The organism is Mycobacterium sp. NGS50 (assembly GCF_059812545.1).
In genome coordinates, this window is sequence record NZ_JCALCW010000042.1 from 12,914 (window position 1) to 26,036 (window position 13,123).

Here is a 13,123-nt window from a genome sequence, read left to right on the forward strand (position 1 = left end):
ATCCGAACTATGCCCGCACTGTCCTGAGGTATCGATGCCCAAGTCCAAGGTACGCAAGAAGTCCAGTTTCACCCCCAGCCAGGTGAGCCGGACACCGGTCAAAGTGAAGGCCGGTCCGTCCAGCGTCTGGTTTGTGGCATTCTTCTGCGGCCTGATGCTGATCGGGCTGCTGTGGCTGATGGTCTACCAGTTGGCGGCCACCGGTCTGGATGCTCCCGCCGCGCTGACCTGGATGGCCGAGCTCGGTCCCTGGAACTACGCCATCGCGTTTGCCTTCATGATCTCGGGTCTGCTGCTGACAATGCGCTGGCGCTGAGCCGACTGCGGTGTTGGTGGATGTCGGTCGTCCGGCCAAGCGGCCAACCAAGCAGTTGCACAATCACACGCGTGTGATTCATCCCCATTGTTGATAGCGCCTGTGGATAACTCCATCGGTGAAGGTAGAGCGGCTAAGAATTCAATGCAGCAAACACAGTGGGCGCCCCGTTCCAGCGGCATTTTTGTTTGCGCTGTGGTGGGTCTGGCGGTGGCCGGAGCCGCTGTGATGCTGGTCACAGACCCGCCCGGTCGCTTCTTGGGTGGCCTGGCCGGGTTTGGTTTGCTGGTGTTCGCCGCCGTCTCGTGGCGCGCGCGGCCCAAGCTGGCAATCACCGAGGACGGTTTGGCGATCCGCGGCTGGCTGCGGGATCAGGTGCTGGGACGGGCCGACATCGCCCGGATTCGGATCACCGAGTTCCGCCGGATCGGGCGCACCATGCGGCTGCTGGAGATCGAGACGACCGACGACCGGTTGATCATCCTGTCCCGCTGGGATCTAGGGACCGATCCGGTGGACGTGCTCGACGCGCTCACCCTGTGGCGCGAGCAGACGTGAAAGTGCCCTAAAACCAGCGGTTTAGGGCACTTTCGCGTCTGCTCGCGGGGTGTCTAGGGTCAGGCGATGGTGATGGACTCGATCACCACCGGGTCGGTGGGCCGGTCGGCGCCATCGGTGGCGGTGGTCGCGATGGCGTCCACAACCTGCTGCGAGGCCGGGTCGACGACCTCGCCGAAGATGGTGTGCTTGCGGTTGAGGTGCGGCGTCGGGCCGACCGTGATGAAGAACTGCGACCCGTTGGTGCCGGGGCCGGCGTTGGCCATGGCCAGCAGGTAGGGCTTGTCGAATACCAGCTCCGGGTGGAACTCGTCGGCGAACTTGTAGCCCGGGCCGCCGCGACCGGTGCCGGTCGGGTCGCCGCCCTGGATCATGAAGCCGTTGATCACGCGGTGGAACACGGCGCCGTCGTAGAACGGGCCCGAGGAGCCGCCGGAGGCGTTGGCGGTCGAATAGTCCTTGGTGCCCTGCGCCAAGCCGACGAAGTTGCCGACGGTCTTGGGGGCGTGGTTGCCGAACAGCGCGATCTTGATGTCGCCGCGGTTGGTGTGCAGGGTGGCGGTGGCGGTCTGAATGGGGCTCGTGGTCACGGGATGACAGTCTGCCATCCGGTCGGCGGTGGGGGAGCGCGGGCACCCGATCGTCACTCTTGCCGCACGATGATCGTGGAGATGGCAGGCTGGGCACACAGGCGCAGATCGGCAGGAAGGGCGGAGATGAGGCAGAAGACGGAGTCCCGGTTGACACCGCGGGAACGACTGACCCGTGGCTTGACCTACACCGCGGTCGGGCCGGTGGACGTCACGCGCGGTGTGCTCGGGCTGGGCGCCCATACCGCGTCCGCCGGTGCGGCCGGCGTGCGCCGCCGCTACCGGGAAAGCCGGCTGGCCCGTGAGCTCGCGGCCGCCCCGGACGCTCTGGCCGCCGAGTTCGCCGCCGCCCAGGAAGTCGTCGCCGGGCTGCCGCAGGCGATGCAGGAGGCCCGCCGCTCACAGGGCCGCAGCCGGCGGCCCCTGCTGATCGCCAGCGTCGCCGTCGGGGTGCTCGCCACCGGGGCGGTGGCGTTCTCGGTCATCCGCCGCACCAAACGGGCACAGGAGCCCTCGCCGCTGCCGCCCAGTGTGGATATCCATCCCCAGCCGTAGGGCTGCTACCCGGGGTACCGGCTGAAAACGACCGCCCAGCGGCGCAACCCCCCGGATTCCGGGGCCGTGTGTCAGCTGGGCGGTCGTTTTCAGTCAAGAGCCCGGATACCGCGCTCATCACATTTGTGGAGCCTAGGGGAATCGAACCCCTGACACCCGCCTTGCAAAGGCGGTGCTCTACCAACTGAGCTAAGGCCCCGAGTCCGCTGCCGTGTGCCAAACCTCGACCCGGCCCCTCGATCGTGCGATCGCGACGGCGATCGCGACCAGCGTCACCAGCACCGCCAGTCGCTTCACCAGCACCCCCACCCGATCCGGGCTGCCGACACCGCCGGCATTGTGGGCCTAGGAGGACTCGAACCTCCGACCTCTTCGTTATCAGCGAAGCGCTCTAACCGCCTGAGCTATAGGCCCGCACATACATACGACCGAGCGACGAGATTACCGCACCGGGCCTCAGCGACCCAAACGCGCTCAGTCGCGGTCGGCCAACGTCACTTCCACACCACCGATCAGGTCGGTGGTCAGGTTGTAGATCAGGGCGCCGACGGTGGCCATCGCGGTCAGCACCACGATGTTCACCAGCCCGATCAGGATCGCCCCGCCGAAGATGGAGCTGGTGGACACCAGCTCGGCGCCGCCGCTGGCGTTGTTCAGCAGGTCACCGACGTTGCTGTTGAGCTTGCTCCACACGCCCATGCTGCCCAGCACCACGTAGAGGAACGCCACCGCGATCATCCAGACGAAGAACAGCGCCACCGACAAGATCAGCGACACCTTCAGCGTGCTCCACGGGTCGATCCGGCGGATCTGCATGCTGGCCCGCACCGGGCCCCGCGACCGGCTGCTGACCTGGGTGCGCCGGGCGGGGGGAGCGGTCTTGGTCTCCGCGGCGGCGGTGCGTGCCGAACGGCGTGACGGGCCGGACAGGTCCGGCAGCTCGCTGGCGTAGGCGTCGCTCTGCTGCGCTGCCTCGGCCTCTGCCTTGGCGGCGGCCTCCTTGGCGCCGGGCGCGGCCGTTCCGGAGATGATCCTGCTGGTCCGGGCCTCGGAACCGCTGGGGCGCGCCGGCGCCTGCCGTGGCGGGGGAGTGCCGCCGTGCCAGGTCGCCGCCTCGCCGGTGCCGGTGCGGGGCTTGGGCCGCGGGGTGGCGCCGGTCCCGCCCGACGCCTTCCCGTTGCCGACGCCGTCGCCCGGCTCGTTCGGTGTAGTCACCCAGGGCTCCTCACTACCTGCTCAGCGTCACGCCTCATCCGATGCGGCGTCCACCTCGTCGGCGTCTCCGCTTTCCTCGGCGTTGCGCGCGATGGCTATCAGTGTGTCGCCCTCGCCCAGGTTCATCAACCGCACCCCCTTGGTCTGGCGTCCGGCCTTGCGCACCTGGCGCGCCGCCGTGCGGATCACGCCGCCGCCGGAGGTGATGGCGTAGAGCTCGCTGTCGTCGTCGACGATGAGCGCCCCGACCAGGCTGCCGCGCCGGTTGTCGTACTGGATGGTCAGGATGCCCTTGCCGCCGCGGCCCTGCACCGTGTACTCCTCGATCGCGGTCCGCTTGGCGTACCCACCGGACGTCGCGACCAGCAGATAGGTGCCTTCCCGGACCACGTTGAGCGACAGCAGCCGGTCCTCGGCGTTGAACCGCATCCCCTGCACCCCGGAGGTGGCGCGGCCCATCGGCCGCAGCGCCTCATCGGTCGCCGAGAACCGGATCGACTGCCCGTTGGCCGACACCAGCAGCAGGTCCTCTTCCGCCGAGCACAGCACGGCACCGACCAGTTCGTCGCCGTCGCGCAGGTTGATCGCCACGATGCCGCCGGACCGGTTGGAGTCGAAGTCGGTCAGCTTGGACTTCTTCACCAGCCCGTTGCGGGTGGCCAGCACCAGATACGGCGCATCCTCGTAGCTCTTGATCTGGATGACCTGGGCGATCCGCTCCTCGGGCTGGAAGGCGAGCAGGTTGGCGACGTGCTGACCGCGCGCGGTCCGCTGTGCCTCCGGCAGGTCGTAGGCCTTGGCCCGGTACACCCGCCCCTGGGTGGTGAAGAACAGGATCCAGTCGTGGGTCGAGCAGACGAAGAAGTGCGCGACGATGTCGTCCTGCTTGAGCCCTGCGCCCTGCACACCCTTGCCTCCGCGCTTCTGACTGCGGTACAGGTCGGTCTTGGTGCGTTTGGCGTAGCCGGTTTCGGTGATCGTCACGACGACGTCTTCGCGAGCGATCAGATCTTCGTCGCTGACGTCGCCGTCGGCGGCGATGATCCGGGTGCGCCGGTCGTCGCCGTGCTTCTCGACGATCTCTGCCAGCTCGTCGCGGACGATGGCCCGTTGCCGCTCCGGCTTGGCCAGAATGTCTTCCAGATCAGCGATTTCGGCTTCGATCTTGGCCAGGTCGTCGATGATCTTCTGACGTTCCAGTGCCGCCAGCCGGCGCAGCTGCATGTCCAGAATCGCTTGCGCCTGAATTTCGTCGATATCCAGTAGCTCGATCAGGCCTTGCCGGGCGACGTCGACGGTCGCCGACGCCCGGATCAATGCGATGACCTCGTCCAGCGCGTCGAGTGCCTTGACCAGACCGCGCAGAATGTGGGCCCGCTCGTTGGCTTTTCGCAGCCGGTAGGTGGTGCGCCGCACGATCACGTCGAGTTGGTGATCGACGTAGTGCCGGATCATCTGGTCCAGGCGCAGCGTGCGCGGCACCCCGTCGACGATCGACAGCATGTTGGCGCCGAAGCTGGTCTGCAGCTGGGTGTGCTTGTAGAGGTTGTTCAGCACCACCTTGGCCACGGCGTCGCGCTTGATGTCGACGACGATGCGCAGCCCGACCCGATCACTGCTCTGGTCTTCGACATTGGAGATGCCGGCCAGCTTGCCGTCGCGGACCTGCTCGGCGATCGAGGTGATGAAGTTGTCGTGGTTGACCTGATACGGCAACTCGGTGATGACCAACGAGGTGCGTCCCCGCGAGTCCTCCTCGATCTCGACGACGCCGCGCATCCGGACCGAGCCGCGGCCGGTGGTGTAGGCGTCGTGGATACCCTGCGAGCCGACGATCAGACCGGAGGTGGGGAAGTCGGGGCCCTTGACCCTTTCCATCACCGCGGCCAGCGTCGCTTCTTCGTCGGCGTCGAAGTTCTCCAGGCACCAGAACACCGCTTCGGCGAGCTCACGCAGGTTGTGCGGCGGGATGTTGGTCGCCATGCCGACCGCGATGCCGCCCGAACCGTTGGCCAGCAGGTTCGGGAACCGGCTCGGCAGCACCGTCGGCTCTTGCACCCGGCCGTCATAGTTCGGTGTGAAATCGACTGTCTCTTCGTCGATTTCGCGCAGCATCTCCATCGCCAGCGGCGTCAGCCGCGCCTCGGTGTACCGCATCGCGGCCGCCGGGTCGTTGCCCGGTGAACCGAAGTTGCCCTGGCCGTCGACCAGCGGGTAACGCAGCGACCACGGCTGCGCCATCCGGACCAGGGTGTCGTAGATCGACGCATCGCCGTGCGGGTGGTAGTTACCCATGGTCTCGGCCACCGAACGGGCCGACTTGGCGTGGCTGCGGTCGGGCCGGAACCCGGAATCGAACATCGCGTAGAGCACCCGGCGGTGTACCGGCTTGAGGCCGTCGCGCACCTCCGGTAGCGCGCGGCCCACGATCACGCTCATCGCGTAGTCGATGTAGCTGCGCTGCATCTCCTGCTGGATGTCTACCGGCTCGATCCGGTCGACAGAGTCGTCGCCGGGCGGCAGCGTGGTGTCGGTCATCTGCTCCTCGTTCGTCTCTACGTCAGTTCGTCAGTGCGCAATCGCTAAACGTCCAGGAAGCGAACGTCCTTGGCGTTACGGGTGATAAAGCTGCGCCGAGCCTCGACGTCCTCGCCCATCAGGATGGAGAACAGCTCATCGGCGGCGGCCGCGTCGTCGAGGGTGACCTGCCGCAGGACCCGAACCGACGGGTCCATCGTGGTTTCCCACAGCTCCTTGGCGTCCATCTCGCCCAGACCTTTGTAGCGCTGGATGCCGTCGTCCATGTTGATCTTCTTGCCGGCGGCCTTGCCCGCCTCCAGCAGACCGTCGCGTTCCCGGTCGGAATAGGCGAATTCGGGGTCGGTCCCGCGCTGCCACTTCAACTTGTACAGCGGCGGCTGCGCCAGGAACACGTGCCCGTGCTCGATCAGCGGCCGCATGAACCGGAACAGCAACGTCAGCAGCAGCGTCGAAATATGCTGGCCGTCAACGTCGGCGTCGGCCATCAGCACGATCTTGTGATACCGCAGCTTGGAAATATCGAACTCGTCATGGATTCCGGTGCCCAGCGCGGTGATGATGGCCTGGACTTCGGTGTTCTTCAGCACCCGGTCGATGCGAGCCTTCTCGACGTTGATGATCTTGCCGCGCAGCGGCAGGATCGCCTGGAACATCGAGTCACGGCCGCTCTTCGCCGAACCCCCGGCCGAATCACCCTCCACCACATACAACTCCGAGCGGCTCGGGTCGGTGGAACGGCAGTCGGCCAGCTTGCCGGGCAGCCCGCCCAGATCGGTCGCGCTCTTGCGGCGCACCAACTCTCGCGCCTTGCGTGCGGCGATGCGGGCCTGCGCGGAGGAGACCGCCTTGTTCACGACGGTCTTGGCGTCGGCGGGGTTGGCTTCGAACCAGTGCGCCAGCTGCTCGTTGCAGACCTTCTGCACAAAGGATTTGACCTCGGTATTACCGAGCTTGGTCTTGGTCTGACCCTCGAATTGCGGCTCGCTGACCTTCACCGAGATGACCGCCGCCAGGCCCTCGCGGATGTCGTCGCCGGTCAGGTTGGGGTCTTTGTCCTTGAGCAGTTTCTTGTCTTTTGCGTACTTGTTGACCACGGTCGTCAACGCCGCACGGAAGCCCTCCTCATGGGTGCCGCCTTCGTGGGTGTTGATGGTGTTGGCGAAGGTGTGCACCGATTCGGAGTAACCGGCGTTCCACTGCATGGCGATCTCGACCTCATGGCCGGTGCCCTTACCGGAGAAGTCGACGATGCTGCTGTGGATGGCGTTCTTGGTCCGGTTGATGTGCTTGACGTAGTCGACCAGCCCGCCCGGATAGTGGAACGTCCGGTGCTTGACCTTATGCGGCGCAACGGATTCGGCGGCCTGCTCCTCAGCGGATTTGGGTGCCTCGGCGACGTCGCTGACGACCTCGTCGACGACCTCGTCCTGGCTGACGCGTTCGTCGGTCAGGTTGATGGTCAGACCCTTGTTGAGGAACGCCATCTCCTGCAGCCGCCGCGCGACTGTCTCGAAGTCGTAGGTGGTGGTTTCGAAGATGTCGGGGTCGGCCCAGAATCGAACCGTAGTTCCGGTCTTCTGGGTGGCCCCGCCCTGCTTGAGGGTGCCGGGCACCGAACGGTCGTAGAACTGGGTCCACTCGTGTCCGCTGACGGAGATCTCCACCTCCAGCCGAGTGGACAGCGCGTTGACCACCGAGACGCCGACGCCGTGCAGTCCGCCGGAGACGGCGTAGGCGTCCGAGTCGAATTTGCCGCCGGCGTGCAGCTGGGTCATGACGACGTCGACGGTGGGGATCCCGGAGGCGTGCATCTCGACCGGGATGCCGCGGCCGTCGTCGCGGACCTGCACACCGCCGTCGGCCAGCAGTTTGACGTCCACGGTGGTCGCATATCCGGCCATCGCCTCGTCCACGGCGTTGTCGACGACCTCCCACACCAGGTGATGCAGACCGCGCTCCCCGGTGGAGCCGATATACATGCCGGGGCGTTTGCGGACGGCCTCGAGCCCCTCGAGGATGGTGATGGACTGTGCGCCGTATTCTTGCTGTGGTTTCTTCTTCGAGGCAGCCACGATCGGAAAGCTCTCCTTGGGGGTCGCGTGCGAGCGGTCCAATCACCGCAGCAAGTCGTCTCCGTCAGTCTACCGGTAATGAGCGCTGGCACCGATGCTGTGGGGGCGTTTCTACACAGCTATTCGCGCTGTGCGCTCGATATCTTGATAACCGGTGCGTCCCGACGCTCGACGAACGCGATTTGATCGTCCTGACGGCTCTGAGCGGGTCGCCCGAAAATCCGCTATCCGTAGGTGTCGCGGGGTCCGCGACCGGCGATATGGCGTGGTCCTTTACGCCAGGACGGTGCCGACGGGCCGGTGATCTTCAGGGCGGTCACGACACCGTCCCCGACGCCCGCGGCGATCTTAGCCAGCAGTTGGGCCTGGACCAGGCGCAGCTGGGTCGCCCAGGCGGTGGATTCGGCCGCCACGGTCAGCACCCCTTCGCGCAGCTGGACCGGGTTGGCGTGATCGGCGATCTGGGCGCCGACCACGGTCGGCCACTGGGCGAACACCGCGCCTTCGGCGACCCGCGGCGACCAGCCCCGCGCTTTGGCGAGATCGCGGGTGGCGGCGCTGAGCGGCTGTGGATCCCGGGAGTCCGGTCCGGGTCCCGACCAGCGGCGGCGGCGACCCGCCGGGGTTGCCGCCCGCCGCGGCAGTGGCGTGCTGCGGCCGCGGCCGACATCCTTGCCTTGGACGCGGGCCGCGCCGCGCGCCTCCTCCAGGGTGCGTCGCACCAGATCCATCGCGTCGTCGTCGTTCACGTTGCCACCACCGACATGCGTCCGGCCTCGTCCTCCCGCAGCGCGATGTTGATCTGTCTGGCGTCCCAATCCTGCGGGACATCGTCGACCACCGCGGCCGTCACCAATACTTGTTCGGCGGAGACCGCCACCCCGGCCAACGCCCGCCGGCGCGCGCTGTCGAGCTCGGCGAACACGTCATCGAGCAGCAGCACCGGCTCGGGCCCCTCGGCGCGCAGCAGCTCGTAGGCGGCCAGCCGCAGCGACAACGCCATCGACCATGATTCACCGTGGCTGGCAAACCCTTTCGCCGGCGCATCACCGAGTCGCAGTTCCAGGTCGTCACGGTGCGGACCGACCAAGCAGACGCCACGTTCGATCTCCGCGCGCCGGCGCTGGGCCAGGGCATCGAGCAGCGCGGACTCCAACGACACCGGGTCATGGGCACCCGAAACGCCGTCGACGCTCGGCCGGTATTCGATCGCCGCAGGCCGCGACGCCGGCGCCAGCAGCTGGTAGGCCTTCTCCACCTCCGGCGCCAACTGGTTGACCAGGTCGATGCGCGCGGCCGTCAGCTCCGCCCCGTGGGTTGCCAACTGGGCGTCCCAGACCTCCAGCGTGTCGAGCACATTGCGCTCACCACGGTGAAGTGCGCCCGCCGCCGATTTGAGCAGGGCGGTTCGTTGGCGCAGTGCCTTGTCGTAATCGGTTCGCACCCCGGCGATCCGGGGACGCCGGATGGTTGCCAATTCGTCGAGGTAGCGCCGTCGCTCGGAGGGATCTCCGCGCACCAATGCCAGGTCCTCGGGCGCGAACAGCACCGCACGCAACACCCCGATGACTTCGCGGGGGCTGCGGACCGGGGAGCGGTTCAGCCGCGCCTTGTTGGCCCGGCCGACCGCGACCTCGAGGTCGACGGCCAATTCACGGCCCTCGTTGACGATGATCGTCGAGACCACCGCGCGCTCGGCGCCGGCCCGGATCAGCGGTGCCGTCGAGGCGACTCGATGTGAGCCGAGGGTCGACGAATACCACAGGGCTTCAACCAGATTCGTCTTCCCGTAACCGTTGGGGCCGACGAAAACGGTTCGGCCCGGCTCGAGGTCGACGTCCGCGGTCGGCCACGAGCGGAAGTCACTCAACCCCAGGTGGCGGACGAACAATGTGAATCCTCGTCCCAGCGTTATCCAGGCAGCCGGACCGGCATCAGCAGGTACACGTATTCGGAGTTCTCGGCCGGGAACGGACCCGGGCCCTGCGGCGCCGACTCACCCTCGAAGACCGGCCGCAGCACCGCGGGCCGTTTCGGATTGGTGAATCCGAACGAGACCCGCGACGTGTGCAACGAACCGAGCCCGTCGGTCAGATACGTCGGATTGAACGCGATGGTCAGCGGCTCGCCGGCGAAGTTGACCTCGAGATCCTCTTCGGCGCGGCCCACATCGTCGGCGCCGGCCGAGAGGCGCAGCACGCCGTCACCCAACTCCATTCGGACCTGGGCGCCACGGTCGGCGACCAACGCCACACGCTTGATCGCCTCGGTCAGCTCGGCGACATCCATCTCGGCGACCGCGGTGTGCTCGGTCGGCAGCAGCTGACGATATTTCGGGAACTCCGCGTCGATCAGCGCGGTGGTGCTGCGCTTGCCCTGACCGCTGACACCCATCAGCCGTTCCTGCTCACCGGAGGCCCCGGTGCCCAGGAACAGATGGATGTCGCCCCCACCGCCACCCCACGTCTTGGCGATCTCGGCCATGGTCTTGGCCGGCGGCAACACCGCGGTGTCGATGGTCGCGCTCGCCGACCAGGTCAACTCCCGGACCGCCAGCCGGAATCGGTCAGTGGCAGCCAGCACCACTCGATCGCCGGAAATCTCCACCCGCATCCCGGTCAGCATCGGCAAAGTGTCGTCTTTGCCGGCCGCCACCGCGACCTGCGCAATCGCCTCGGCGAACACGTCGGCGGGAACAACCCCGGTTTCCTCCGGCAGCGACGGCAACGTGGGGTAGTCCTCCACCGCCATCGTCGGCAACGAGAATCGGGCGCTGCCGCAGGTCAACGAGACCCGGGTGCCCTCGGCGCTCACCTCCACCGGCTTGGCCGGCAACGCCCGGGTGATCTCGGATAGCAGCCGACCGGATACCAAAACGCTTCCCGGAGAAGCGATTTCAGCGGCCACACGGACCTGGGCGGAAACTTCGTAGTCGAATCCGGAGACCGTCAGGCCCTCGTCGGAGCCGGTCAGCAGCACGCCGGCCAGCACCGGTTGCAGTGGCTTGCTCGGCAGGTTCCTGGCTACCCAGGCCACCGCGTCGGCGAAGTCCTCCCGTGCCAACCGAAACTTCAGGTCGGTCACACCGACTGCGGTAGTCGCCACATCCATAGCGTCCCTGCGTCCCTTCTGTCCTGACAGACCCGACAGCTCATTCTGGCCGCAAACGGGGGACACCCCGTGACAGGCACTTGAGAGACAACCGTAGAGCCTTCGACGGCAAGTTGAAAGCTAATCGATTGCCCCGGCTGGGGACGGGGTCGGGGTCTGCAGAGCCCGGAGGGATCGGTGTGGATCAGGCGCTCCCCAACGGTTGTGTTCTGAAGAACATTCGAGGGAGAGATATCAGTAACAGTATTAAGGGCTGTGCAATCTGGGGACAACATGGCATCGGTGCTGGCTGAACGGCGTGGCGGTGTGTGCATGGTCGCTGAGTACCGACGGGCGCGGTGGTGGCGGGCTGGGGACGGGGCATCGTCTGTGCACCGGGGGAGCGCAATGCCCGGAACGATCATGAATGTTCTGCACAGCACTGTGCACAGCCGAGGCTTGTGACTAGTGATACGCAAGTGTGAGAAGTTTTTGAAGATTTTCGGCCGACGCCGCGCAAAACCGGGAACGACGCGCTTAGGACAGAGCGGAATCAGCGCTTGGCGCGTTGCCGGATGCGCGTGGTGAGTTCCTTGACTTGATCGAAGATGTCGCGGCGCTGAGCCATCTCGCCGCGGATTTTGCGTTCGGCGTACATCACCGTGGTGTGGTCGCGGCCGAAGGCTTGACCGATCTTCGGCAGGGACAGATCGGTGAGCTCACGACACAGATACATCGCGATCTGGCGGGCCTGGGCCAGTGCGCGGGTCTTACCGGGACCGCGGAGTTCCTCGACGGTGATCTCGAAGTACTCCGCGATGGCGGCCATGATGTTGGCCGTGCTGATCTGGATCGTGCTGGCATCAGCGATCAGATCCCGCAACACGATCTCAGCCAGTGCCTTGTCGATCGGGGTCTTGTTCAACGACGCGAACGCGGTGACCCGGATGAGGGCGCCTTCGAGTTCGCGGATGTTGCGATCGATGCTGCTGGCGATCAACTCCAGAACGTCGCCGGGAACGTCGAGCCGTTCGACCTGGGCCTTCTTACGCAGAATCGCGATGCGGGTTTCCAGGTCCGGCGGCTGGACGTCGGTGATCAGCCCCCACTCGAACCGGGTTCGCAGCCGGTCTTCGAGGGTGGCCAGCTGTTTGGGCGGCCGGTCGGAGGAGATGACGATCTGCTTGTTGGCGTTGTGCAGGGTGTTGAAGGTATGGAAGAACTCTTCCTGGATACCTTCCTTGCCCTCGATGAATTGGATGTCATCGACCAGCAGCACGTCGACGTCGCGATAGCTGCGCTTGAACGCGACCTTGCGGTCATCACGCAGCGAGTTGATGAAGTCGTTGGTGAATTCCTCGGTCGACACGTACTTCACCCGCATCCCCGGGAACAGGCGCTGGGTGTAATTGCCGGCCGCGTGCAGCAGGTGTGTCTTACCCAGCCCGGACTCACCCCAGATGAACAGCGGGTTGTAGGCGCGGGCGGGGGCCTCGGCGATGGCCAGGGCGGCCGCGTGCGCGAACCGGTTGGAGGCGCCGATGACGAACGTGTCGAACGTGTAGCGGCGGTTGAGGCTGATGTCGCTGGGATCGGAGGTGTCGGTGCTGGCGGGCCGCTCGGTGAAGTAGTTCGGCCAGCTGTCGCCGGCGTTGGCCGGGACGGGCATGTCCTCGTCGGCGTCATCGATGTCGAGACCGGATTCGTCGGCGGTCGCCTCGTCGGCGTCGTTCGGGGCGGAGGCGGGCGCGATGCGCACACCGAGCTCGATCTGCTGACCCAGCCGCCGACTCAGTGCGTCGGTGATCGGTAGCCGCAGGTGGCGGTCGATCTCGGACTGCACGAAGCTGCTGGGCACCGACAGCAGCGCGAAACCCTCGACGATGGTCAGCGGCTGAACGAGGTTTAACCAGGCCCGTTGCTGGGGTGTGATGCCGCCGTTGAGTTCGGTGACGACGGCGTCCCATACCACCGGAAAATCGGAGCCGGGGTCATCGGTCAACGACAAAACCCCCCTGCTTCGCGACGTGACCGGCTGTAAGGGAGGACGAACTGTCCACACAGTTATCCACAGGTGTGGACAGGACGGATGTCCTGGTGTCGTGACCGCGGGGCCACCGTGTGTGGAGTCGGCGCTCGAGACAACCCGCCTGGGCCATCTGGGCAGTGAGCCTGTTCGCCATCCT

11 protein-coding genes and 2 tRNA genes are annotated in these 13,123 nt (G+C 66.3%); 3 read left to right on the forward strand and 10 right to left on the reverse strand.

The features are described from left to right. Positions 1-34: 34 nt before the first annotated feature. Together crgA and AC5Y36_RS22670 are read left to right on the forward strand one after the other, a co-directional pair. On the forward strand, positions 35-316 hold the full coding sequence (crgA, locus tag AC5Y36_RS22665; RefSeq protein ID WP_500043216.1) for a cell division protein CrgA: 282 nt from the start codon (positions 35-37) through the stop codon (positions 314-316). 144 nt (positions 317-460) lie between these two features. Beyond that, entirely contained in the window at positions 461-874 is a 414-nt protein-coding gene (locus tag AC5Y36_RS22670; RefSeq protein WP_500043217.1) for a PH domain-containing protein, read from the forward strand. A gap of 59 nt (positions 875-933) precedes the next feature. Here AC5Y36_RS22670 and AC5Y36_RS22675 read toward each other — a convergent pair whose 3' ends face one another. Next, entirely contained in the window at positions 934-1,482 is a 549-nt protein-coding gene (locus tag AC5Y36_RS22675) for a peptidylprolyl isomerase (protein ID WP_500043240.1), read from the reverse strand. A gap of 108 nt (positions 1,483-1,590) precedes the next feature. Here AC5Y36_RS22675 and cwsA point away from each other — a divergent pair, with 108 nt between their 5' ends. After that, positions 1,591-2,019: a cell wall synthesis protein CwsA gene (gene cwsA / locus AC5Y36_RS22680; protein WP_500043218.1), complete on the forward strand. Its 429-nt coding sequence runs from the start codon at positions 1,591-1,593 to the stop codon at positions 2,017-2,019. A 126-nt stretch (positions 2,020-2,145) separates the two neighbouring features. Here the strand turns inward: cwsA and AC5Y36_RS22685 are convergent. The 9 genes from AC5Y36_RS22685 to dnaA all read right to left on the reverse strand — a co-directional run bounded on the left by AC5Y36_RS22685 (position 2,146) and on the right by dnaA (position 12,939). Beyond that, positions 2,146-2,218 (reverse strand) — tRNA-Ala (locus tag AC5Y36_RS22685). 141 nt (positions 2,219-2,359) lie between these two features. Next, a tRNA-Ile gene (locus tag AC5Y36_RS22690) sits at positions 2,360-2,433 on the reverse strand. A 60-nt stretch (positions 2,434-2,493) separates the two neighbouring features. Beyond that, positions 2,494-3,234 carry a DUF3566 domain-containing protein gene (locus AC5Y36_RS22695; protein ID WP_500043219.1) on the reverse strand — a complete coding sequence of 247 codons (741 nt, stop codon included), beginning with the start codon at positions 3,232-3,234 and terminating at the stop codon, positions 2,494-2,496. 27 nt (positions 3,235-3,261) lie between these two features. Beyond that, positions 3,262-5,772 carry a DNA gyrase subunit A gene (gyrA, locus tag AC5Y36_RS22700; RefSeq protein WP_500043220.1) on the reverse strand — a complete coding sequence of 837 codons (2,511 nt, stop codon included), beginning with the start codon at positions 5,770-5,772 and terminating at the stop codon, positions 3,262-3,264. Positions 5,773-5,816: 44 nt separating this feature from the next. Further along, positions 5,817-7,847 (reverse strand): DNA topoisomerase (ATP-hydrolyzing) subunit B, encoded by a 2,031-nt coding sequence (gene gyrB / locus AC5Y36_RS22705; protein ID WP_500043221.1) that lies wholly within the window; start codon positions 7,845-7,847, stop codon positions 5,817-5,819. Positions 7,848-8,071: 224 nt separating this feature from the next. Then, positions 8,072-8,578, reverse strand: a complete 507-nt coding sequence (locus tag AC5Y36_RS22710; RefSeq protein ID WP_500043241.1) for a DUF721 family protein — start codon at positions 8,576-8,578, stop codon at positions 8,072-8,074. A gap of 14 nt (positions 8,579-8,592) precedes the next feature. Next, positions 8,593-9,738: a DNA replication/repair protein RecF gene (gene recF / locus AC5Y36_RS22715; RefSeq protein ID WP_500043222.1), complete on the reverse strand. Its 1,146-nt coding sequence runs from the start codon at positions 9,736-9,738 to the stop codon at positions 8,593-8,595. Between the two features lie 20 nt (positions 9,739-9,758). Then, a complete protein-coding gene (gene dnaN, locus AC5Y36_RS22720) occupies positions 9,759-10,958 on the reverse strand; it encodes a DNA polymerase III subunit beta (protein WP_500043223.1) in 1,200 nt (399 codons plus the stop codon). Positions 10,959-11,490: 532 nt separating this feature from the next. After that, the gene (gene dnaA, locus AC5Y36_RS22725) at positions 11,491-12,939 is read right to left on the reverse strand and encodes a chromosomal replication initiator protein DnaA (RefSeq protein WP_500043242.1); all 1,449 of its coding nucleotides are present in this window, start codon (positions 12,937-12,939) and stop codon (positions 11,491-11,493) included. Between the last annotated feature and the right edge of the window lie 184 nt (positions 12,940-13,123).

What these genes read in the sequence shown, in the direction of transcription:
- crgA (WP_500043216.1), top strand. Translation starts at nt 35, where the DNA reads ATGCCCAAGTCCAAGGTACGCAAGAAGTCCAGTTTCACCCCCAGCCAG.
- AC5Y36_RS22670 (WP_500043217.1), top strand. Translation starts at nt 461, where the DNA reads ATGCAGCAAACACAGTGGGCGCCCCGTTCCAGCGGCATTTTTGTTTGC.
- AC5Y36_RS22675 (WP_500043240.1), bottom strand. Translation starts at nt 1,482, where the DNA reads ATGGCAGACTGTCATCCCGTGACCACGAGCCCCATTCAGACCGCCACC.
- cwsA (WP_500043218.1), top strand. Translation starts at nt 1,591, where the DNA reads ATGAGGCAGAAGACGGAGTCCCGGTTGACACCGCGGGAACGACTGACC.
- gyrA (WP_500043220.1), bottom strand. Translation starts at nt 5,772, where the DNA reads ATGACCGACACCACGCTGCCGCCCGGCGACGACTCTGTCGACCGGATC.
- AC5Y36_RS22710 (WP_500043241.1), bottom strand. Translation starts at nt 8,578, where the DNA reads ATGGATCTGGTGCGACGCACCCTGGAGGAGGCGCGCGGCGCGGCCCGC.
- dnaN (WP_500043223.1), bottom strand. Translation starts at nt 10,958, where the DNA reads ATGGATGTGGCGACTACCGCAGTCGGTGTGACCGACCTGAAGTTTCGG.